This is a genomic window from Microvirga sp. BF8, from assembly GCF_059888585.1.
The window spans coordinates 2441422-2461068 of record NZ_CM187619.1 but is presented as its reverse complement, the minus strand read 5'-3'; the positions used below and the strand labels follow the sequence as shown (position 1 = coordinate 2461068).

The following is a 19647-nucleotide window of genomic DNA, read 5'->3' as shown; positions in this document are numbered from 1 at the left end:
CCATGGTTCTGAATAATGGCGCTTGGGGCATCTGATATGAAACGTTGGAACATGCAAGGCTCGAGGGGCCGCCATTCGCCCTGTCCACGGAAATTCGTTGCCTTCCGGGACGACTGTCACGATCTTATGTCTTAACGTCCTGAAACGAGCGTTCAGTGAACAAGACCAGGAGTGGCATGCTATGGCGGGGTCCGTCCAACAACCGATCGAACTGTATTACTGGCCGACTCCGAATGGATGGAAGATCACCATCATGCTCGAGGAGACGGGGCTGCCCTATACCGTGCATCCGGTGAATATCGGCAAGGGGGACCAGTTCAAGCCCGAATTCCTCGCCATCTCGCCCAACAACAAGATGCCCGCCATCGTCGACCCCAACGGACCGGACGGGAAGCCGATCTCGGTCTTCGAATCCGGGGCGATCCTGCAATATCTCGGCCGCAAGACCGGCCGGTTCTACCCCGGGGACGAGCGTGGCCGCGTCGAGGTGGAGCAATGGCTGTTCTGGCAGATGGGCGGCTTCGGACCGATGCTCGGCCAGACGCACCATTTCCGCATCTACGCACCAGAGAAGGTTCCCTATGCCATCGACCGGTATACCAACGAGACCAACCGGCTTTATGGCGTCCTGAACAAGCAGCTTGCGGACCGCGAATACGTCGCGGGCGAGTATTCCATTGCCGACATGGCCATCGTCCCCTGGGCGAAGATGTGGGAGCGGCAGGGGCAGAACATCGAGGATTTCCCGCACGTGAAGCGCTGGCTCGCAACCGTGCTTGGCCGTCCCGCCGTCGCCCGGGGCATCGCGGTCAGTTCGGAGGAACGGGAGAAAACCGACCTGACGGACCCCGCCGTCCAGGCCGTGCTCTTCGGGCAACGGGCGCGGTAGGGCCGCAAGAGCATCGCTCTGTCATTCCGGAACGGCCCAGGGCCCAGCCCGGAATGACAGTGATGCGGTCCTGTCAGTTCACCTTCGTCCAGGTCTGCGAGCGGCAGATGAGGCCGCCGAGGACGCAGCCGGAGAGTTCCATGGCGTTCCCGCCCTTGAAGTTCATCTTGCCCGTATAGGTCTTGCCATCCTTGTAGTTGTAAAGCTGCCCGGTGAACGTATCGCCGGCAGGCTGGATGTTCGAGATCATCTGGACACCCACGAGGTTGCGTCCCTTCAGCTTTGCGTCCGGGTTGTTCACGTCCTTCGTCTCGCCCTGGACGGACACGATGGTGCCGCAATAGGCGCCGCCGCACCTGGCGATCCTCACCCGTGTTTCCTTGCTCTCGCTGAGATAGATGCCGCTGGGGTCGGCGGATTGGGCCAGCGCAGGCCCCGTCAGAACGGCGAGGCCGAGGGCGGCGGCAAGGTGGGCAGGCTTCATGGTCAACTCCCGGAATATCGGTCTTCGGACGGACCTCGGAGGGAAAGATTAGAGCATTTCGGACAGGAGGCCATCGGATCGGCGGTGGAAACCGGCGGCTCTGGAGGACGGACGAGGCCTTCGCAGGCGCGAAAAGGCGCTTGAGGCATGGAGGACCCGCCGGTATAAGCGCGGCACTTCCCATTTTTCTCTTCAAGAGTGAGTTTCATGGCCATCGAGCGCACCTTCTCCATCATCAAGCCCGACGCGACCGAGCGGAACCTGACGGGCGCCATCAATGCCGTCATCGAGAAAGCCGGCCTGCGCATCGTGGCGCAGAAGCGCATCCTCATGAGCCGCCGCGAGGCCGAGACCTTCTATGCCGTCCATAAGGAGCGTCCCTTCTTCGGCGAGCTCGTGGATTTCATGATCTCCGGCCCGGTGGTCGTGCAGGTGCTCGAGGGCGAGAACGCCGTGCTCCGCTACCGCGAGATCATGGGCGCCACCAATCCGGAGAGCGCAGCCGAAGGCACGATCCGCAAGCTCTACGCCAAGTCCATCGGCGAGAATTCGGTCCACGGCTCGGACAGCCAGGACAATGCCAAGATCGAGATCGGCCAGTTCTTCTCGGGCAACGAGATCGTCGGCTGACGCAGACGACCGCGCCTCTCGTCGCACCGACGGGAAACCCCTTCCATCCCCGGGCTTGTCCCGGGGATTTCCGTTCTCGGGCCGTCGTCCTTCACCTCTCCCCCTGAGGCGCGCTTTCCATCCGGCCGCATTTGTCGGAAGATGCCCGCGCCATGAATCAGAGCCCTCGCATCGAACGTCGCCCGTCCGTCTGCCCGCATGACTGCCCGTCGACCTGTTCTCTCGACGTCGAGGTGATCGACGGGCGCGCCATCGGCCGGGTCCACGGGGCGAAGTCCAATTCCTACACGGCGGGCGTGATCTGCGCGAAGGTGGCGCGCTACGCGGAGCGCATCCATCATCCGGAGCGCCTGCTCCATCCTCTCAGGCGCACCGGCCCGAAGGGATCGGGCCTGTTCGAGCGGATTTCGTGGGACGAGGCGCTCGATATCGTCGCGGCGAAATTCCTGGAGGCGGAGAACGATTTCGGCGCCGCGTCGGTCTGGCCCTACTATTACGCGGGGACAATGGGCTATGTCATGCGCGACGGCATCAACCGCCTGCGCAACGTCAAGAAGTATTCCGGCCAGTATTCCACGATCTGCACCGGCACGTCCTATGTGGGTTTCATCGCCGGAACGGGCAGGCTGGCCGGGCCCGACCCGCGCGAGATGGCGATGTCGGACTGCGTCGTCATCTGGGGCACCAACGCGGTGCATACCCAGGTCAACGTCATGACCCATGCCATGCGCGCCAGAAAGGAGCGCGGGGCGAAGATCGTCGCCATCGACATCTACATGAACGCGACGATGAAGCAGGCCGACATGGCACTTCTCCTCAAGCCCGGCACGGATGGGGCGCTCGCCTGCGCAGTCATGCATGTCCTGTTCCGGGACGGCTATGCCGACCGGGACTATCTCACGCGCTATACGGATCATCCCCACGAGCTCGAAGCTCATATGACAAGCCGAACGCCCGAGTGGGCGGCCGCGATCACAGGCTTGAGCGTCGAGGAAATCGAGGCCTTCGCCCGTCTCGTCGGCGAGCGCCGGCGCACCTATTTTCGTCTTGGCTTCGGATTTTCGCGCCAGCGCAATGGCGCCATCAACATGCATGCTGCCTCCTGCATTCCGGCGGTTACGGGTGCCTGGCAGTACGAGGGCGGCGGCGCCTTCCACAGCAACAGCGGCATTTATCATTGGAACAAGGCGCTGATCGAAGCCCACGACGCCGCGGACAGGACGATCCGCCAGCTCGACCAGTCGCAGATCGGCCGGGTTCTCACCGGCGACCCCGACGCATTGGCTCATGGGCCGCCGGTCAAGGCCATGTTGATCCAGAACACGAACCCGGTCTCCGTCGCGCCCGAGCAGGACCGCGTGAAGCGCGGATTTTCCCGTGAAGACCTGTTCGTGTGCGTACACGAGCAGTTCATGACCGAGACGGCCGTGATGGCCGATATCGTGCTGCCGGCGACCATGTTCATGGAACACGACGATCTCTATTCCGCCGGTGGGCACCAGCATTTCCAGCTGGGTCCCAAGCTCGTCGATGCGCCGGGCGAGTGCCGCTCGAACCACGAGGTGATCCGTGCCATCGCGGCACGTGTCGGCGCCTCGCATCGCGGCTTCGACATGGAGCCGCGGGAACTGATCGACTGGACCCTGAAACATTCCGGCTGGAACTCCATCGAGGACCTTGAGGCGAAGGTGCATGTGGACGCGCAGCCGGAGTTCCGCGAGGCGCATTACCTCGATGGCTTTGCTTATCCGGACGGCAAGTTCCGCTTCAGGCCGGATTGGACGCATGTGCCCTCCGGCAATAACGGGCCGATGGGGCCTTGGTCTGCGATCCCGACATTTCCCGACTACTGGCCCGTCATCGAGGAAGCGACGGAGGAGAATCCCTTCCGCCTCGCGACGAGCCCCGCCCGGCAGTTCCTCAATTCGACCTTCAACGAAACGCCGACCTCGCGGGCGAAGGAGGGGCGGCCCGAGGTCATGATCCATCCGCAGGATGCTGCGCCGCTTGCGATCGCCGATGGCGACTGGGTGGTGCTCAGGAACCGACGCGGCGAGGTCTACCTGCGCGCGCGTCTCTTCGACGGCGTGCGGCGCGGTGTTCTCATCGCCGAGGGGCTCTGGCCCAACGAGGCGCATCCCTATGGCCGCGGCATCAATACGCTCACGGGAGCGGATCAGCCCGCTCCTTACGGCGGCGCGGCCTTCCACGACAACCGGGTCGCTCTCGCAAGGGCGGAGCCAGGCAGGGACTTCTCGCTGCCGTCCCACCCGGCGGAATCGACGCGCGACGCGCAACCTGTTGCTGGGTAGTGCCTTTTTAGGGAAACGCGGGAACCGGTTTCCCGTCCGAAGAATGCGGCCCGTCAAGGAATTCAGGGCGGGTTCGCGGCTCCGTGACCACGAAATCGACCCTGAGTTTCAAGGCTCTTCGAGTCCGCCTCTTGATCCTCCCGCAATCGGCCTATCCTTAGGCTGAGCCATTCTTCATCAGGAGTCCCCATGAGAACCGTCCTCCGCCCGGTGCTGGCCGCCATCGCCATCGCCGCATCGACCAGTGTTGCCTTTGCGTCAGCCTCCAACATGCCGACCCAGTACCAGCCCGATCCGGCCCTGAAGACCGCCAGCATGGGCGAGTTGCAGTCGCGCGTACGGCAGGCCTGCACCATCACCCAGGCGAGGATGCAGAATGTGAGCGAGGCCTCCCTGTCGCGCAAATGCGATTGCTATGCCGGCCGCACCCTGCGCGCCATGAGCGCCAACGAGGTGCAGTCTTATCGCGACACCGGCGTGTTCAACGACGGCGCCCGCGCCAAGGCCTTCGGCGCCCTCGATTCCTGCAAGCTGCAGCGGCCTCAGATCTGAGGGAGAGGCACTTCCACCGTCATTCCGGGATGGTCCGAAGGACCAGGTTCGGAACCCATTACCGCTGAGTTTTACGAATAAAACGTGGTCTTAGAGCATCGTGCGCAGAAGTGGGCACCGGTTCTGCGCAAAAAAGATGCTCAGACCCATAACCTTAGAGCCGCTTCCACTTACGTGGAATCAGCTCTCTTGATTGTTGTGCCGCATTTTTTGACGGCGAACCGGATCCACTTCGCCGAAAAATGCTCTAGACCATCGGACGTGCGTCCGATTTCACGTCCGATGCTCTACCCGTTGCGCTCTATCCTGATCTGTCAGCGGCTATGGGTTCCAGGCTCTCGCTTCGCTCGCCCCGGAACGACAGGCGCTGTCTTCATACTGGCGAGCTTCGCCCGGTCGTCGTAGATCAGGCGCAGGCCCGGAGAGACAATGCCTCGCTCCTCATCGCATCGCTCAAGCTTTCTGATCCGTGAGAGCTGAGTTCGGCTAAGGCGGATCGTCTTGTGCGAGCCAGTCGCGGACTTTGAGCAGGAAGGCTCGGGCAGCTTCCGGGCGGAAGAACATGATGTCCGTTCCAGTCTTGTCCCACAAGGCATTGATCTCTTTGTCGCTATAGCGGCCATCGAGGATCTCGGTGAGGTAGGATTCGAGCCGTCGCCGGCTCTCAGGCTTGAAATCTTTCAATAGATAAAATCGCAACTCTTCTTCAGATTTCACATCGCTCAATCTCGCACACAGCACGTCGAAGGCTAGTTTCTTAAACTCATCGGGAAAGTTCATCGGTTATTCCTATTGAGCATCGTTGCGTGGATAAGCTGTCTGGATACGGAATCCATTTCGCGAGAGCTTGTCGTGAAAGATGTAAACACCTACCCCGTAGGTTCTACGGAGACTGCTTGTCCGCTTTTCTGGATTTACGATTGCCTCTCGGCCAGTAACGAAGCCGAAGCGGTACGTTAGAAAGGCTTTGCGTACTCGGCCCGATGCAACCTCATCGACAGTAGATTGGTTGGCTTCCAAGGTCTTGCCGATGTATTCATTCGCTTCTCCGAGCGAAAAGAACGAGCCGGCCCGTCGGGTTCCTCCCTCGACAAACCACAAATCCCAATGTTCCCGCTCCAAGCGCTCCAGGAGCTCGGTATCTGTTTTTCCAACATGCCTTTCGAGCGTGTGACTGCCGCGCTCTTCCTCTTCCTGTAAGTCGATCTTGAGAGGAGCTCTATCATCGTCGCGAGAAGCGGCTGGGGTGACCGAAGCGTCAGGAGAGACCGCACCTTCTCCAGTTCCTTCACCAGCCCATCGGCCTCCGCCGGGTTGCCCGGCTGGAACGCGTGGCTGGCTCGGATTGTACCGCTTGAGCAGGGTAGAGAGCCTCAGACACCGCAATTCCAACTGGGCGAGCGCTAAGGAACGGCGGATCGCCAGTAGATCGCAGGTGGACGAAGAGGACAAATTCATCGGTGATCCAAATGCATCGTAAATACGTTGCATTATAGGAACAAAATATGAACATTGTCAAGCTTGATCTATTCACTAGGCTTTCCGCCTGTCCCGCGCGCAAGCACGATGGATCTGTGATGCAGCAAGCCTCAGCCCGGCGAGCACAAGGCTCCGTTGGCGCACCAGCTTTCCGTGAACACGACACGCCCGCCCTCGAGCTTCGCCCGGCCGTCGCAGATCATGCGCAGGGCCTGCGGGTAGAGCAGGTGCTCCTGCACCAGGACGCGGGCCGCAAGGCTGTCCTCGGTGTCGCCGGGGACGACCGGTACGGCGGCCTGCGCCACGATGGGGCCCGCATCCAGTTCCGGCACCACGAAATGCACGGTGCAGCCGTGCACCAGCACGCCTTCCTCCAGCGCCCGCTGGTGGGTGTGGGTGCCGCGGAACAGCGGCAGGAGGGAGGGGTGGATGTTGATCATCCGGCCTTCCCAGCGCTCCACGAACCAGGAGGTCAGGACGCGCATGAAGCCGGCGAGGCAGATGAATTCGATCTGCCTTTCCCGCAGGGCCTCGTCGAGCGCCTGCTCGAAGCTTTCGCGGGTCGAATAGGCCTTGTGGTCGATGGCGAGCGCCTCGATGCCTGCTCTTCTCGCCCGCTCCAGCCCACCCGCATCGGGGCGGTTGGAGAGGACGAGGGCGATCTCGCCGGGAAAATCGGCGACGCCGGCCGCCTCGATGAGCGAGACCATGTTCGATCCACGCCCGGAAATCAGGATGGCGATGCGACGACGGGCCATCACAGACTCAGACGTCCCGATGTCCGCACAGGCTCCCCGTCCCCGAGGGCGACGGTCTCGCCGATGCGGACCGGACTTTCGCCCGCGGCGCGAAGGCGCTGCATGACATCCTCCGCCCGGTCGGGGGCCGCCACCACGATCATGCCGATGCCGCAATTGAAGGTGCGCAGCATCTCCGCCTCGGCGACGCCACCGGTTGTCGCCAGCCAGCCGAAGACGGGCGGAACGGGAATGGCGTCGAGGTCGAGCCGTACGCCGATGCCGTCTGGCAGGACGCGCGGAATGTTGTCGGGGAAGCCGCCGCCTGTGATGTGGCAGAGCGCATTGACGCCGTCTCCGCCTTTAAGGGTGGCGAGAAGGCTCTTCACATAGATCCGGGTCGGCTCCAGGAGGGCCTGGGCGAGGCTGCGACCCGGTGCGAAGGAAGCCTCCGCGTCCCAGGCGAGGCCCGACATCTCAACGATCCGGCGTACCAGGGAGAAGCCGTTGGAATGGACGCCGGACGAGGGCAGGCCGATAAGCACATCGCCCGCCTTCACCTCCTTGGGCAGCAGGGTTCCGCGTTCGGCGGCGCCGACGGCGAAGCCCGCGAGGTCGTAGTCGCCCCTGGCATAGAGGCCGGGCATTTCCGCGGTTTCCCCGCCGATCAGGGCGCATCCGGCCTGAAGGCAGCCCTGTGCAATTCCCTTGACGATGGCGACGCCGACATCCGGCTCGAGCTTGCCGGTGGCAAAATAGTCGAGGAAGAGCAGGGGCTCCGCGCCCTGGACGATGATGTCGTTGACGCACATGGCCACGAGGTCGATGCCGATCGTGTCATGAATGCCGGTGTCGATGGCGATCTTGACCTTGGTGCCGACCCCGTCATTGGCGGCTACCAGGATCGGATCCTTGAACCCAGCCGCTTTCAGGTCGAACAGCCCGCCGAACCCGCCGATCTCCGCATCGGCGCCCGGGCGGCGCGTGGAGCGCACCAAAGGCTTGATCTGATCAACCATGGCATTGCCCGCGTCGATATCGACGCCCGCCTGCGCATAGGTGAGTCCGTTCTGCTGTTTCTCGGTCATCGGCCTACCCCGTCCATGCGGGGCAGTAAGGCGAGAGGAAGCCGGAGGCAAGGGGGTATTATGATCGGGCGGGCTTGGGGGACGATCGGGGAGGCAGCCAAGCTTGACCGTTGCAGCCGCGCTACCGAAACCCCATCATCTCCTCGATGACGATCCCGAACCTCATCACGATTGGCCGTCTCATCATCGTCCCCTTCCTGATCGTCATGATCATGCAGGAGCGGTGGGAGATGGCCTTCGTGCTCTTCGTCGCGGCGGGGATCTCCGACGCGGCCGACGGCTTCATCGCGCGGCACTTCGACATGCGCAGCGAGTTCGGCGCCTATATCGACCCGATCGCGGACAAGGCCCTCCTGGTCTCGATCTACGTCACGCTCGCCATCGTGGGCGCCATTCCGGGCTGGCTTGCCATCGTCGTGGTGTCCCGGGACGCGATGATCGTCGGGGCCGTGCTCCTGTCCTGGATCATGGGGCGCCCCGTCGAAATCAAGCCGCTCCTGGTCAGCAAGCTGAACACCACCGCACAGATTGCCTTCGCGGCCTTCGCCCTCGGGTCGAATGCGTTCGCAATCGACGTCGGGGAGGCGGCCAGACTCGCCATGATGTGGGTCGTCGCCGCCTTGACCGTTGCCTCTGCGGGTGCCTATCTCGGTGGGTGGCTCCGGCACATGTCGGGCTGAAGCGCGAGCGAGGCGGGAAGGTGAGATGACGGTCCAACGGCAGATCGCATTCTGGATCGTAGCCCTGACGGTGGCCGTCGTGCTGCTCCTGGTCCTGCGGACGGTGCTGCTGCCCTTCGTGGCGGGTTTCGCGCTTGCCTATCTCCTCGATCCCCTGGCCGACCGGCTCCAGAAGATCGGGATTGGCCGCCTGGGTGCGAGCCTCGTCATCCTGATCCTGTTCGTCCTGATCTTCATCGTGCTGCTGGTCGTTGTGGTGCCCCTGGGAGCACAGCAGGTCGGTGCCTTCGTCCAGCGCCTTCCAAGTTATGTGGCCAGGCTCCAGCAGCTCGCGGTGGAGCAGGGCGGCCCCCTGATCGAAAAGCTCGGCGGCTCGACGGCGCTGTCGGAGATGCAGACCTCAGTGGGCAATCTCCTGAGCCAGGGCATCGCCTGGGTGGGAACCTTCCTCCAGTCGCTCTGGTCCGGCGGGCAGGCCCTCCTCAGCATCTTCTCCCTGCTGGTGGTGACCCCGGTCGTCGCCTTCTACATGCTGGTGGACTGGGATCACATGGTAACGACCGTCGATTCCTGGATGCCCGTGAGGCAGCGGGACACCATCCGCTCCATTGCCCGGGACATCGATACGGCCATCGCGGGATTCGTGCGCGGCCAGGCCCTGGTCTGCATCATCCTGGGCACATTCTATGCCGTCGGCCTGTCCATGATCGGGCTGAATTTCGGGGCGATGATCGGCCTGACCTCGGGAATCCTGAGCTTCATCCCCTATGTGGGCTCGCTCACTGGCCTGATCCTGTCCATGGGCGTGGCGATCGTCCAGTTCTGGCCGGACTGGACCTGGATTCTCGCGACATTGGGCGTCTTTGTGTTCGGCCAGTTCGTCGAGGGCAACATCCTGTCCCCGAAGCTGGTCGGCGATTCCGTCGGCCTCCATCCGGTGTGGCTGATGTTCGCCCTGCTCGCCTTCGGCGCCCTGTTCGGCTTCGTCGGCCTGCTGCTGGCCGTGCCGCTGGCGGCGGCGATGGGAGTGATTGCCCGTTTCGCCCTCAAGCAATACCTCGCGAGCCCTCTCTATCGCGGGACCGAGCCGGTCATCCTGATGCCGGGTCCCGAAGCCGAAAAGAAGCGGATCGAATTCGATGCGTGAGCCCCCGAAGCAGCTCGCCTTCGACCTGCCCCTCGATCCCCGGTACGGACGCGAGGATTTTCTCGTCAGCCCGTCGAACGAGCAGGCCTATGCGATGATCGAGCGCTGGCCGGAATGGCCGGACACGGTGTTGCTGCTCAACGGGCCCCCCGGCAGCGGGAAGAGCCATCTCGCGGCGATCTGGGCGCTGGATGCCCATGCCTGGACGGTTGATGCATTCGAGGTGACGCGGGACCGGGTCCCGCATCTCGTCTCGAACGGGGCACTGGTGATCGAGGACATCGACCAGGCCGAAAGGGACGAGGCTGCCCTGTTCCACCTGCTCAACCTCGCGCGGGAGAAGCAGGCCTATGTGCTGATGACCTGCGTGGCATCCCCGGACCAATGGGGCATCCGGACGCCGGATCTGCTGTCGCGGCTTCGCCTTGCCACGAGTCTCGCCCTCGATGCTCCTGACGATGCGCTTCTCAAGGCGGTCCTGGTCAAACTGTTCGTGGATCGGCAACTGGTGGTCGATACCAGCGTTGTCGATTACATTGCTCTGCGCATCGAGCGGTCGCTGACGAAAGCGGCCGAGGTGGTGACGCTCCTCGACAAGGAGGCCCTCAGTCGGGGACGCCGCGTTTCGCGGGCCATCGCATCGGAAGTTCTCGGGGCCCTTCAGGACGCGGATGAGATCGATTGAAGACGACGTGAAGCCTCCGACAGCGCGCCGTCGTGAAACCGTCACGGCCTCCAAACCAAAACGGATCCCGCGAAAGAAAGCGGAGGCGGACGTGCGCAGTACCCTTGCATTGGACGAAGCCGAAATCGTCAGCGAGACCCCGGCGCCCAAGGCGCCGCCGGATATCGAGCTCGACGGGTCCATCCTGCGCCAGTTTCCCCAGCGCTTCATCAACCGCGAGCTCTCGTGGCTCCAGTTCAACAGGCGGGTTCTCGAAGAAGCCGCGAACCGGAACCATCCGCTCCTGGAGCAACTCCGGTTCCTATCAATCTCGGCGGACAATCTCGACGAGTTCTTCATGGTGCGCGTCGCCGGCTTGCGCGGGCAGGTCCGCTCGGGCGTGGCGACGACTTCTCAGGATGGCATCACGCCACTGGAGCAGCTGGCGAAGATCGCCGTCGAGGTCTCCAAGCTCGCCTCCGACCAGCAGGGGCGCTGGCGGGAACTGAAGGAGGTCCTTCAGGAGGAAGGCATCGTCCTGGTGGATGGGGCGGGCCTGACCAGGCCCGAAGCGTCGTGGCTGGAGGATTTCTTCCTCAACCACATCTTCCCGGTCCTTACGCCTCTCGCCATCGACCCGGCACATCCGTTCCCGTTCATTCCCAATCTCGGGTCCTCCATCGCCCTGAAGCTCGCGCGCCAGAGCGACGGCAAGGTTCTGAACGCGCTGATCCGCCTGCCCGTGAAGGCGGAGCGCTTCATCCGCCTGCCGGATTTCTCGGAGACCGGCTCGACCCGCTTCATCGCCCTCGAACAGATGATCGTGCTCTATACGAGCCGTCTTTTCCCGGGCTACAGCGTTCAGGGGCAGGGCGCCTTTCGCGTCATCCGCGACTCCGATCTCGAAGTGGAGGAAGAGGCGGAGGACCTCGTGCGGCATTTCGAAACCGCTCTCAAGCGCCGCCGCCGCGGCAGCGTGATCCGGCTGGAATTCGAGGCGGCGATGCCGGAGGACTTGCGGCAATTCGTTGCCGAGGAGCTGGAGATCGCGCAGGACGAGCTTTTCGTCGTCGAGGGAATGCTGGGACTGAACGATCTTGCCCAACTGGTCGCCCTCAACCGTCCCGATCTCAAGTTCAAGCCCTACAATCCCCGCTTCCCCGAGCGGATCCGCGAGCACAGCGGCGATTGCTTCGCCGCCATCCGCGAGAAGGACATCATCGTCCACCACCCTTACGAATCCTTCGACGCCGTGGTGCAGTTCCTGCATCAGGCCGCCCGCGACCCGAACGTGGTCGCGATCAAGCAGACCCTCTACCGCACCTCTTCGGACTCGCCCATCGTCGCTGCGCTCGCGGAGGCTGCGGAGGCAGGAAAGTCCGTCACCGCGCTCGTCGAACTCAAGGCCCGTTTCGACGAGGAGGCGAATATCCGCTGGGCGCGGGACCTCGAGCGCGCCGGCGCGCAGGTCGTATTCGGATTCATCGAGCTCAAGACGCACGCCAAGCTGTCGATGGTGGTGCGCCGCGAGGGCGGCCAGCTCATCACCTATTGCCACGCGGGCACGGGCAACTACCACCCGATCACCGCCCGCATCTACACGGATCTGTCCTTCTTCACCGCCGATCCGGTGATCGGGCGCGACGTCTCGCGGATCTTCAACTTCATCACCGGCTATGCGGAACCGGCGGAGCTGGAGCGAATGGCGGTATCCCCGATCAACCTGAAACAGCGTCTTCTCCAGCATATCGGAGAGGAGGTCGCCCATGCGAAGGCGGGGCGTCCCGCCACGATCTGGGGCAAGTGCAACTCCCTCGTCGACCCCGTCATCATCGACGCGCTCTACGACGCCAGTACAGCGGGGGTCCAGATCGACCTCATCGTGCGGGGCATCTGCTGTCTGCGTCCGGGCATCAAGGGCCTGTCCGACAACATCAGGGTGAAGTCCATCGTCGGGCGCTTCCTGGAACACACCCGGATCTATGCCTTCGGCAATGGCAGCGGGCTTCCCAACCCCAAGGCGCATGTCTACATCTCCTCCGCGGACCTCATGCCACGGAATCTCGACCGGCGGGTCGAAGCGCTGCTGCCGATCCTCAACCCGACCGTCCACCAGCAGGTTCTTGATCAGATCATGCTCGCCAACCTCCTCGACAACGAGCAGAGCTGGACGGTGCTTCCCGACGGCACCAGCCGGCGCATCGTTCCCGCCAAGGGAGAGGAGCCATTCAACGCCCACAGGTATTTCATGACGAATCCAAGTCTGTCCGGCCGCGGGAAGTCGCTCAAGACGTCCAGTCCCAAGGCGCTCGCAAAGCGTGGGCAACGCTGAGATGATCCTTCCCGAACGGAGCGAGGCACAAGGCCGGCTCAAGATCGGCCGTCCGATCGCCATCATCGATATCGGCTCGAACTCGGTCCGCCTTGTCGCCTATGAGGGCCTCTCCCGAGCCCCCACGCCGATCTACAACGAAAAAGTGCTCTGCGGCCTCGGGCGCCACGTGGCCACCACGGGACGGCTCGACGACGATGCGGTGGACCGGGCCCTGCGGGCCCTCGCCCGCTTCCGGGTGCTCTGCGATACGATGGACGTGTCTGATATCTATGTGCTGGCGACCGCGGCTGCCCGCGACGCTTCCAACGGTCCTGCCTTTCTCGAAGCCGCGGAACGTGCCTGCGGATGTCCGATCCAGCTCCTTTCCGGCGCCAGGGAGGCCCAGTTCTCGGCCTATGGAGTCGTCTCCGGCTTCTTCAAGCCGGACGGCGTCGTCGGCGACATGGGCGGCGGCAGCCTCGAACTCGTGGATGTGAAGGGCGCACAGGTCGGGGAGGGGGTCACCATGCCTCTCGGTGGCCTTGCTCTGCAGGACATGAGCGGCGGATCCCTGAAGAAGGCCCAGCGGATCATACGCTCCTCGCTGGAGAGGGCCGCCGGCCAGCTCGAAAACCTCCAGGGCCGGACCTTCTACGCGGTCGGCGGGACCTGGCGTGCCCTGGCGCGGTTGCATCAGGCGGTGAGGGGCTACCCGCTCCACGTGATGCACAACTACATCATCGACCCGAAGGACAGCATGGACTTCCTGCATCTTGTAGAGGAAGCCGATGCGAAGACGCTCAAGGACATCGAAAGCGTCTCGGAGGCCCGCCGTCCGCTGCTGGCCTATGGGGCGATTCTCCTCGAGGAAATCATCCGTCTCGGCGCGCCCCGGGAAATCGCTATCTCGGCCCTCGGCGTCCGCGAAGGCCTGCTCTACGACAAGCTCGACCAGGACAAGCGCCAGCTCGACCCCTTGCTGCGGGCGGCGGGCGACCTCAACGTGCTCCGCTCCCGTTCGCCGCGTCACGGGCAGGAACTATGGGAGTGGACCAGCCGGTTCATCGAGTCCGTCGACCTGCCGGAAACGGATTACGAGCGGCGCCTGCGCCATGCCGGCTGCCTCCTGGCCGATATCGGCTGGCGCGCCCATCCGGACTATCGCGGGGAGCAGAGCCTCAACCTCATCGCTTATGGCGCCTTCGTCGGGCTCGACCATCCCGGGCGGGCCTATCTCGCCCTGTCGATCTTCTTCCGTCATGAGGGGCTGTCGCCGGACAAGGTCGGCTCGCGGATCATGGCCCTCGCGGGAGCACGCCTCATCGAGCGCGCCCGCCTGCTCGCCGCGATGATGCGTGTCGCCTACCCGGTCTCCGTCGCCATGGAAGGCGTCCTGCCGGAGACGCCCCTGGTGGCGAGGGGCCGCAGCGTGATCCTGCAACTGCCGGGGCACCGGGCGGACCTTGCCAATGAGCGCCTCGTCGGCCGGGTCCGCGCCCTCGCCAAGCTGCTCAATCTGGAGCCTGTCATCGAAATCCTGTGACAGCGGGGCCGGAATGCGTTGTCTCGTCGCGTATGGTTCGGAGCGGCCAGGAGACGGGACCCGACGGCTGGCAAAATGTGACGTTTTCTTCTAACTAGGGTAGAAAATCGCGGCCAGGTGGCCTGGGAGACCCTCATGCAAACGATCGATCTGAATGCCGTCCGCAATGCCAAGACGTCCAAGGAGCCTTACGATTTCCTGCTGACGGAGAACATTCTCAGGGCGGATGCCATCGATGATCTCCGGCGTGATTTCCCCGAGATCACGAAGCCCGGCTACCTGACCGTCGACGAGGTCAAGCTCCACGGGCGCTTCAAGACCCTGATCGACGAGCTGGAAGGGCCCGAGCTGACAGAGGAGCTGTCGAAGAAGTTCGGTGTCGACCTGCATCAGTATCCGCGCCTTACCACCATCATGAAGCGCTCGCAGCCGAAATACGGCGCGATCCATACGGACGGCCCGTCCAAGGTCATGACCATGCTCGTCTACATGAACGACGACTGGAACCAGGGCGACGGTGGTCGTCTGCGTGTGCTCTACGACGGCCAGAACTTCGAGCCCTACGCGATGGAGGTCCCGCCGACCATGGGCACCATGTTCGCCTTCCTGCGCTCCGACAATTCCTGGCACGGCCACCGCCCCTTCGTCGGCGAGCGCCGCGTGGTCCAGATCGCCTGGGTCAAGAGCCAGGCCGACGTGGACCGCAAGAAGAAGCACAACAAGATGGCCCAGTTCTTCAAGGGCATCTTCGGCCGCTGAGGCGACTGCGCGGACACGGGCCTGTCCTGCGCGGCGAACGGCAAGGTCGGGGAGGGCCGTTTCCACTCCCCGCCCGGCAACGTGCCGGCGGCCTCCGACTCCGGAGGACCACGCCGTTGGACATCATGGTCCGGCTGCCGGTGACGGCTGCTCCGACACAACCTTTCCATAGTCTCCTGTCACAAGGATTGAAGTCGGTTCGGCCAGCGTAGGGGCTGATAGCCGTCGTTTCGCTGGAAAGCAGGACGACCTCTATCGCCGTCGGCTCCCCTCGCGCATGAGGGATGCGATGAATGGCTCGACACGTCCAGGAACCCAGCGACGCCTCGCAGCGGTCCTCGCCGCCGACGTGGTCGGATTTTCGTCGCTGATGGAAGGGGACGAGGAGGGCACTCTCTCCCGCATCAAGAGCCTCAGACGCGACGTGATCGACCCGATCGTGGCAGGGCATTGGGGACGGGTCGTCAAGACGACCGGCGACGGATTCCTGATGGAGTTCGGCAGCCCGGTGGAAGCCGTGCGCTGCGCGGTGGAGGTGCAGGAAGCCCTCCGGTCCAAGGCGATCCAGGACCCGGCGCTCGCCCTCGAGCTGCGGATCGGCATCAATCTGGGCGACATCATCGTCGAGGCGGACGGAGACATCTACGGGGACGGCGTGAACATCGCGTCCCGGCTGGAGCAGCTGGCCCAGCCCGGGGCGATCTGCATTTCCGGAAAGGTCTATGAGGAGGTGGGCGACAAGCTGCCATACGGTTTCCAGGACCAAGGGGAAAAGTCGGTCAAGAACATCGCCAAGCCGGTCAAGATCTACAGCCTTTCCACGCACCAGACAAACCAGCGCCCGACGCTGGCCGTGCCGGACAAGCCGTCGATCGCGGTGCTTCCCTTCGACTACATGAGCGAGACTCGGGAGGGCGAGTTTCTCGCGGACGGCCTCGCCGAGGACATCATCGCGGCCCTCTCGCGCGTCCGCTCGTTCTTCGTGATCGCCCGCAACTCGACCTTCACCTACAAGGGACGGGCCGTGAATGTGCAGAAGGTCAGCCACGAACTCGGCGTCCGGTACGTGCTCGAGGGCAGTGTCAGGCGCATCCGCGACAAGGTCCGCATCACGGCGCAGCTGGTCGATGCGACAACGGGCGCGCATCTCTGGGCGGATCGGTATGACGGAACGGTCGAGGATATCTTCGATCTCCAGGATCGCATCACGACCCATGTGGTGGGCGCCATCCAGCCGTCGATCCGGGCCGCCGAGGTCGAGAGGGCGCGGCGGAAGAGGCCGGGAAATCTGAGCGCCTACGATTTCGTCATGCAGGCCTTGCCGTGTGTCTGGTCCCTGGATGCCGCCTCGAACGATATCGCGACGAAGCTGCTGGATCACGCGCTCGCTCTCGACCCGGACTATCCCCTGGCCCTGTCCCTCTCGTCCTGGTGCAGCGCCCAGCGGGTCATCTATATGTGGTCGAAGGATCCCGAGCACGATCGGCGGGATGCATTGGAAAAGGCCCTTGCCGCGGCCGACCTCGCCGCGGACGATCCCTTCGTCCTGACGGTGCTGGGTGCGACGCATACGATCAGCCGTGAATACAAGGCCGGTCTGCTTCTGATCGAGAAGGCGCTCGCGCTCGATCCCAATCTGTCCTGGGCCTGGAACCGGAGCGGCTGGCTTCGCACCTTCCTGGACGACCCGGAAACCGGAATCCAGCATTTCGAGCGAGCGATCCGCCTCAGCCCCTTCGACCCGACGATCTTCAACTCCTATGCCGGCATAGGGGATGCGCATTTCGTAGCCAAGCGCTACGCGGAGGCCGTCACATGGCTCGAGAAGGCGCGTCTCGCCAACCCGAAAGCAGCTTGGATCAATCGTTTCCTCGCGGCTGCCCATGCCTTTTCGGGCAATCAGGAGCAGGCCGAGGCCTGTGTGAAAAGGCTGATCGCGGCCTATCCGGGGCTGACCGTCGACGCGGTGAGAGCGGCTCCGCCTTTCAGTCCCGACGCGATCGCCCGTCTGTGCGAGGGGCTTCGACGGGCGGGGCTACCTGAGGGATCCTCAGACCGGAAGAAGGGTGCCTGAAGAGGAAGCGGGCGCCGCCTGAGCTTTATCAAGCTCCCCCTGTCATTCCGGGACGACCCCGGGGCCGGGCCCGGGACCCATAAGCATCCGCGATTCCGAATGAAAAGCTGCGGCAGCCGCTGTGCCTTATTCGTAAAGCTCCGTGTTTATGGGTCCGGGCTCTCGCTGCGCTCGCCCGGAATGACGGGGGGTGATCCTCTTACGCTGTCATTCCGGGGCGCGCCAAAGGTGCGGGCCCGGAACCCATAACCAAGACGGCTCGGAATGACGGGCCAGGGGTGCGGTTGCGCCCTCCTCGTCAGGCGCAGCGGCTATGGGTTCCAGGCCCAGCTCTTCGAGCTGTCCCGGAATGACTGCAGCGAGATGAGAACCGGACTTCAGCTTTCCGATGCCGGAATCGGGTGGACGAAGACCTTGTTCCTGCGGACCGACACGCCGAGCTGGCCGTTCTTCAGCGCCAGGGCCTTGTCTCCGAACAGGGCCCTGCGCCATCCATGGAGAGGCGCCACATCCGCCCCGTCGTTCTCGGCGATGGCCTCGAGATCGTCGACGGTGGCGATGATTTTCGGTGCGACGCCTTCCTGCTCGGCGATGGCCTTGAGCAGGACCTTGAGGAGATCGACGACCGCGCCGGTATTGCCGCGTCCGCGGCTGCGCTCCGGGACCGGTATGGCTGCGAGGTCCCGGGCGAGGCCCCGCTCGACCGCTTCGAGGATGTCGGCTCCTGTGCGGGAGCGTTCGAACCCGTTCGGAATGGTGCGCAGGCGTCCCAGAGCCTCGACGCTGCGGGGACCTGAGACGGCGATATCGATCACGGCATCGTCCTTCAGGACGCGCCCGCGCGGCACGTCGCGGTTCTGTGCCTCCCGCTCGCGCCAGGCCGCGACCTCCATGAGGACCGCTATCTCCTTCGCCTTGCGCAGCCGCCCGGACAGGCGCTTCCAGGCATTCTCCGGGTCGGCCTGATAGGTTTCCGGAGAGGAGAGGATCGCCATCTCCTCATCGAGCCAGGCGAGGCGTCCGTTCTTCTCCAGCTGCGCTTCCAGGGCTTCATAGACCTTCACGAGATGGGTGACGTCGGAGAGGGCATAGGTCAGCTGTGCGTCCGACAGGGGGCGGCGCGACCAGTCCGTGAAGCGGGAGGATTTGTCGATGCGGGCCTTGGCCAGATCGTTGGCAAGCTGTTCGTACGAAACCGAGTCGCCATAGCCGCAGACCATGGCGGCTACCTGGGTATCGAAGAGGGGTTCGGGCACGATGCGCCCGAGGTTCCAGATGATTTCCAGGTCCTGCCGGGCGGAGTGGAACACCTTGACCACCTTCCGGTCCGCCATCAGCGCCATGAAGGGCTCGAGGTCCATGTCCGGGGCGAGGGGGTCGATGAGGCAGGCATCCGAAGGGTCCGGACCGGCCACTTGGATCAGGCAAAGCTTGGGATAATAAGTCGTCTCGCGCAGGAATTCCGTGTCGACGGTGACGAACGGATGGGCGGCAAGGCGCGCGCAGGCCCGGCGGAGAGCTTCGGTCGTAGAAATCAAGTCCATAAGGGCGTTTTAGCCGAAGCTTGGCGATCCGGCGACTCTTTGTCTTGGGGCAAAAGCATTTTTCGGCGAAGAGCCTCTCCGGCTCCGCTCTAGCCTTGGATTTTCTTCCGCTCCTTGGCCTGGCGTTCCGCGCGCTTGATCAGCCAGTCGATGATGTTGCGGTCGACCACGAGGCCGGTTTCCGCATCCACCAGACGCTCGATCCGGTCGGCACGGAACCCCCGGTAGCCATCATCGGCCATGTCGATCCCGCCCAGAAGGGTCTTGCCGGGGCCGACCTTGAGCTCGCGCGCGATGATCCAGCGCCGGCTCGGGTTGCCGGCCTGGTCCGTATAGTGAAGCTCCAGCGCGCCTTCCATCGGATAGACGTGCCATGCCCCCTCGACACGCTCCTCGACGGAGCTGTTGCGGGCCGGCTTCAACAGGGATGTTATATGAGCCTGAATCATAAGCAGGATATGGTGATTCATGCTTTGTTCTGCAAGAATCGCCGAGGGCGGAAAGGTCGGAATTTCGGATCTGGAGGAGCTCGAATCTGCCTCTCCCCGAAGAGGCGGCGCGATACGTTTTCCTGCTTGGAGAGGTAGGGACGGCGGCGCCACCCGTCCACCGGTCTCTGGGGGTGCACGTGGGCGAACCGGGGTGAGGGGCGGGCCCAGAGGGCTCCGCCCCTCACCCGGATCCTCTCTCGCCGGGAGAGAAGAGCGAGGGCTCGTCCTCGTCGTCCGCGGCCTGTCGCCGGCAGGGCGGA

18 protein-coding genes are annotated in these 19647 nt (G+C 63.8%); 11 read left to right on the top strand and 7 right to left on the bottom strand.

Features of this window, described 5'->3' with window-relative positions:
- The first annotated feature begins 181 nt into the window (after positions 1–181).
- The gene (locus AC522E_RS11675) at positions 182–889 is read left to right on the top strand and encodes a glutathione S-transferase N-terminal domain-containing protein (protein ID WP_500746436.1); all 708 of its coding nucleotides are present in this window, start codon (positions 182–184) and stop codon (positions 887–889) included.
- A 73-nt stretch (positions 890–962) separates the two neighbouring features.
- Here the strand turns inward: AC522E_RS11675 and AC522E_RS11670 are convergent, their stop codons facing one another.
- Positions 963–1373 carry a DUF2147 domain-containing protein gene (locus tag AC522E_RS11670; protein ID WP_500746435.1) on the bottom strand — a complete coding sequence of 137 codons (411 nt, stop codon included), beginning with the start codon at positions 1371–1373 and terminating at the stop codon, positions 963–965.
- Between the two features lie 207 nt (positions 1374–1580).
- Here AC522E_RS11670 and ndk point away from each other — a divergent pair, with 207 nt between their 5' ends.
- The 3 genes from ndk to AC522E_RS11655 all read left to right on the top strand — a co-directional run bounded on the left by ndk (position 1581) and on the right by AC522E_RS11655 (position 4867).
- Entirely contained in the window at positions 1581–2003 is a 423-nt protein-coding gene (gene ndk / locus AC522E_RS11665; RefSeq protein WP_500746434.1) for a nucleoside-diphosphate kinase, read from the top strand.
- 152 nt (positions 2004–2155) lie between these two features.
- Positions 2156–4315: a molybdopterin-containing oxidoreductase family protein gene (locus AC522E_RS11660; RefSeq protein WP_500746433.1), complete on the top strand. Its 2160-nt coding sequence runs from the start codon at positions 2156–2158 to the stop codon at positions 4313–4315.
- A 189-nt stretch (positions 4316–4504) separates the two neighbouring features.
- Positions 4505–4867: a hypothetical protein gene (locus AC522E_RS11655; RefSeq protein WP_500746432.1), complete on the top strand. Its 363-nt coding sequence runs from the start codon at positions 4505–4507 to the stop codon at positions 4865–4867.
- Between the two features lie 486 nt (positions 4868–5353).
- On the opposite strand, the gene AC522E_RS11650 is transcribed toward AC522E_RS11655, so the two are convergent.
- The 4 genes from AC522E_RS11650 to purM form a co-directional block, all read right to left on the bottom strand.
- Positions 5354–5647: a hypothetical protein gene (locus AC522E_RS11650; protein WP_500746431.1), complete on the bottom strand. Its 294-nt coding sequence runs from the start codon at positions 5645–5647 to the stop codon at positions 5354–5356.
- A gap of 9 nt (positions 5648–5656) precedes the next feature.
- Positions 5657–6358, bottom strand: a complete 702-nt coding sequence (locus AC522E_RS11645; protein WP_500746430.1) for an RNase A-like domain-containing protein — start codon at positions 6356–6358, stop codon at positions 5657–5659.
- 98 nt (positions 6359–6456) lie between these two features.
- Complete coding sequence (gene purN / locus AC522E_RS11640; RefSeq protein WP_500746429.1) at positions 6457–7104, bottom strand: phosphoribosylglycinamide formyltransferase; 648 nt, start codon at positions 7102–7104, stop codon at positions 6457–6459.
- A complete protein-coding gene (gene purM, locus AC522E_RS11635) occupies positions 7104–8171 on the bottom strand; it encodes a phosphoribosylformylglycinamidine cyclo-ligase (RefSeq protein WP_500746428.1) in 1068 nt (355 codons plus the stop codon). The genes purN and purM overlap by 1 nt, the downstream gene beginning before the upstream one ends.
- 146 nt (positions 8172–8317) lie before the next feature.
- On the opposite strand from purM, the gene AC522E_RS11630 reads away from it, so the two are divergent.
- The 7 genes from AC522E_RS11630 (at position 8318) to AC522E_RS11600 (ending at position 17352) form a co-directional block, all read left to right on the top strand.
- The gene (locus AC522E_RS11630) at positions 8318–8851 is read left to right on the top strand and encodes a CDP-alcohol phosphatidyltransferase family protein (protein WP_500746427.1); all 534 of its coding nucleotides are present in this window, start codon (positions 8318–8320) and stop codon (positions 8849–8851) included.
- Positions 8852–8876: 25 nt separating this feature from the next.
- Positions 8877–9998, top strand: coding sequence for an AI-2E family transporter (locus AC522E_RS11625; RefSeq protein ID WP_500746426.1), 1122 nt, complete (start codon positions 8877–8879; stop codon positions 9996–9998).
- Positions 9991–10683 carry a P-loop NTPase family protein gene (locus tag AC522E_RS11620; protein ID WP_500746425.1) on the top strand — a complete coding sequence of 231 codons (693 nt, stop codon included), beginning with the start codon at positions 9991–9993 and terminating at the stop codon, positions 10681–10683. The genes AC522E_RS11625 and AC522E_RS11620 overlap by 8 nt, the downstream gene beginning before the upstream one ends.
- The gene (locus AC522E_RS11615) at positions 10670–12994 is read left to right on the top strand and encodes an RNA degradosome polyphosphate kinase (RefSeq protein ID WP_500746424.1); all 2325 of its coding nucleotides are present in this window, start codon (positions 10670–10672) and stop codon (positions 12992–12994) included. The genes AC522E_RS11620 and AC522E_RS11615 overlap by 14 nt, the downstream gene beginning before the upstream one ends.
- A gap of 1 nt (position 12995) precedes the next feature.
- On the top strand, positions 12996–14519 hold the full coding sequence (gene ppx, locus AC522E_RS11610; protein WP_500746423.1) for an exopolyphosphatase: 1524 nt from the start codon (positions 12996–12998) through the stop codon (positions 14517–14519).
- Between the two features lie 135 nt (positions 14520–14654).
- Positions 14655–15278, top strand: coding sequence for a 2OG-Fe(II) oxygenase (locus tag AC522E_RS11605; RefSeq protein WP_500746422.1), 624 nt, complete (start codon positions 14655–14657; stop codon positions 15276–15278).
- A gap of 289 nt (positions 15279–15567) precedes the next feature.
- Positions 15568–17352: an adenylate/guanylate cyclase domain-containing protein gene (locus tag AC522E_RS11600; protein WP_500746421.1), complete on the top strand. Its 1785-nt coding sequence runs from the start codon at positions 15568–15570 to the stop codon at positions 17350–17352.
- 377 nt (positions 17353–17729) lie between these two features.
- On the opposite strand, the gene rnd is transcribed toward AC522E_RS11600, so the two are convergent.
- Both rnd and AC522E_RS11590 read right to left on the bottom strand, forming a co-directional pair.
- Positions 17730–18896: a ribonuclease D gene (gene rnd / locus AC522E_RS11595; protein ID WP_500746420.1), complete on the bottom strand. Its 1167-nt coding sequence runs from the start codon at positions 18894–18896 to the stop codon at positions 17730–17732.
- Positions 18897–18985: 89 nt separating this feature from the next.
- Entirely contained in the window at positions 18986–19366 is a 381-nt protein-coding gene (locus AC522E_RS11590; RefSeq protein ID WP_500746419.1) for a hypothetical protein, read from the bottom strand.
- Positions 19367–19647: the final 281 nt, after the last annotated feature.

Coding starts and splice junctions, on each gene's coding strand:
- AC522E_RS11675 (WP_500746436.1), top strand. CDS start 182: ATGGCGGGGTCCGTCCAACAACCGATCGAACTGTATTACTGGCCGACT.
- AC522E_RS11670 (WP_500746435.1), bottom strand. CDS start 1,373: ATGAAGCCTGCCCACCTTGCCGCCGCCCTCGGCCTCGCCGTTCTGACG.
- ndk (WP_500746434.1), top strand. CDS start 1,581: ATGGCCATCGAGCGCACCTTCTCCATCATCAAGCCCGACGCGACCGAG.
- AC522E_RS11660 (WP_500746433.1), top strand. CDS start 2,156: ATGAATCAGAGCCCTCGCATCGAACGTCGCCCGTCCGTCTGCCCGCAT.
- AC522E_RS11655 (WP_500746432.1), top strand. CDS start 4,505: ATGAGAACCGTCCTCCGCCCGGTGCTGGCCGCCATCGCCATCGCCGCA.
- AC522E_RS11650 (WP_500746431.1), bottom strand. CDS start 5,647: ATGAACTTTCCCGATGAGTTTAAGAAACTAGCCTTCGACGTGCTGTGT.
- AC522E_RS11645 (WP_500746430.1), bottom strand. CDS start 6,358: ATGCAACGTATTTACGATGCATTTGGATCACCGATGAATTTGTCCTCT.
- purN (WP_500746429.1), bottom strand. CDS start 7,104: ATGGCCCGTCGTCGCATCGCCATCCTGATTTCCGGGCGTGGATCGAAC.
- purM (WP_500746428.1), bottom strand. CDS start 8,171: ATGACCGAGAAACAGCAGAACGGACTCACCTATGCGCAGGCGGGCGTC.
- AC522E_RS11630 (WP_500746427.1), top strand. CDS start 8,318: ATGACGATCCCGAACCTCATCACGATTGGCCGTCTCATCATCGTCCCC.
- AC522E_RS11625 (WP_500746426.1), top strand. CDS start 8,877: ATGACGGTCCAACGGCAGATCGCATTCTGGATCGTAGCCCTGACGGTG.
- AC522E_RS11620 (WP_500746425.1), top strand. CDS start 9,991: ATGCGTGAGCCCCCGAAGCAGCTCGCCTTCGACCTGCCCCTCGATCCC.
- AC522E_RS11615 (WP_500746424.1), top strand. CDS start 10,670: ATGAGATCGATTGAAGACGACGTGAAGCCTCCGACAGCGCGCCGTCGT.
- ppx (WP_500746423.1), top strand. CDS start 12,996: ATGATCCTTCCCGAACGGAGCGAGGCACAAGGCCGGCTCAAGATCGGC.
- AC522E_RS11605 (WP_500746422.1), top strand. CDS start 14,655: ATGCAAACGATCGATCTGAATGCCGTCCGCAATGCCAAGACGTCCAAG.
- AC522E_RS11600 (WP_500746421.1), top strand. CDS start 15,568: ATGAATGGCTCGACACGTCCAGGAACCCAGCGACGCCTCGCAGCGGTC.
- rnd (WP_500746420.1), bottom strand. CDS start 18,896: ATGGACTTGATTTCTACGACCGAAGCTCTCCGCCGGGCCTGCGCGCGC.
- AC522E_RS11590 (WP_500746419.1), bottom strand. CDS start 19,366: ATGAATCACCATATCCTGCTTATGATTCAGGCTCATATAACATCCCTG.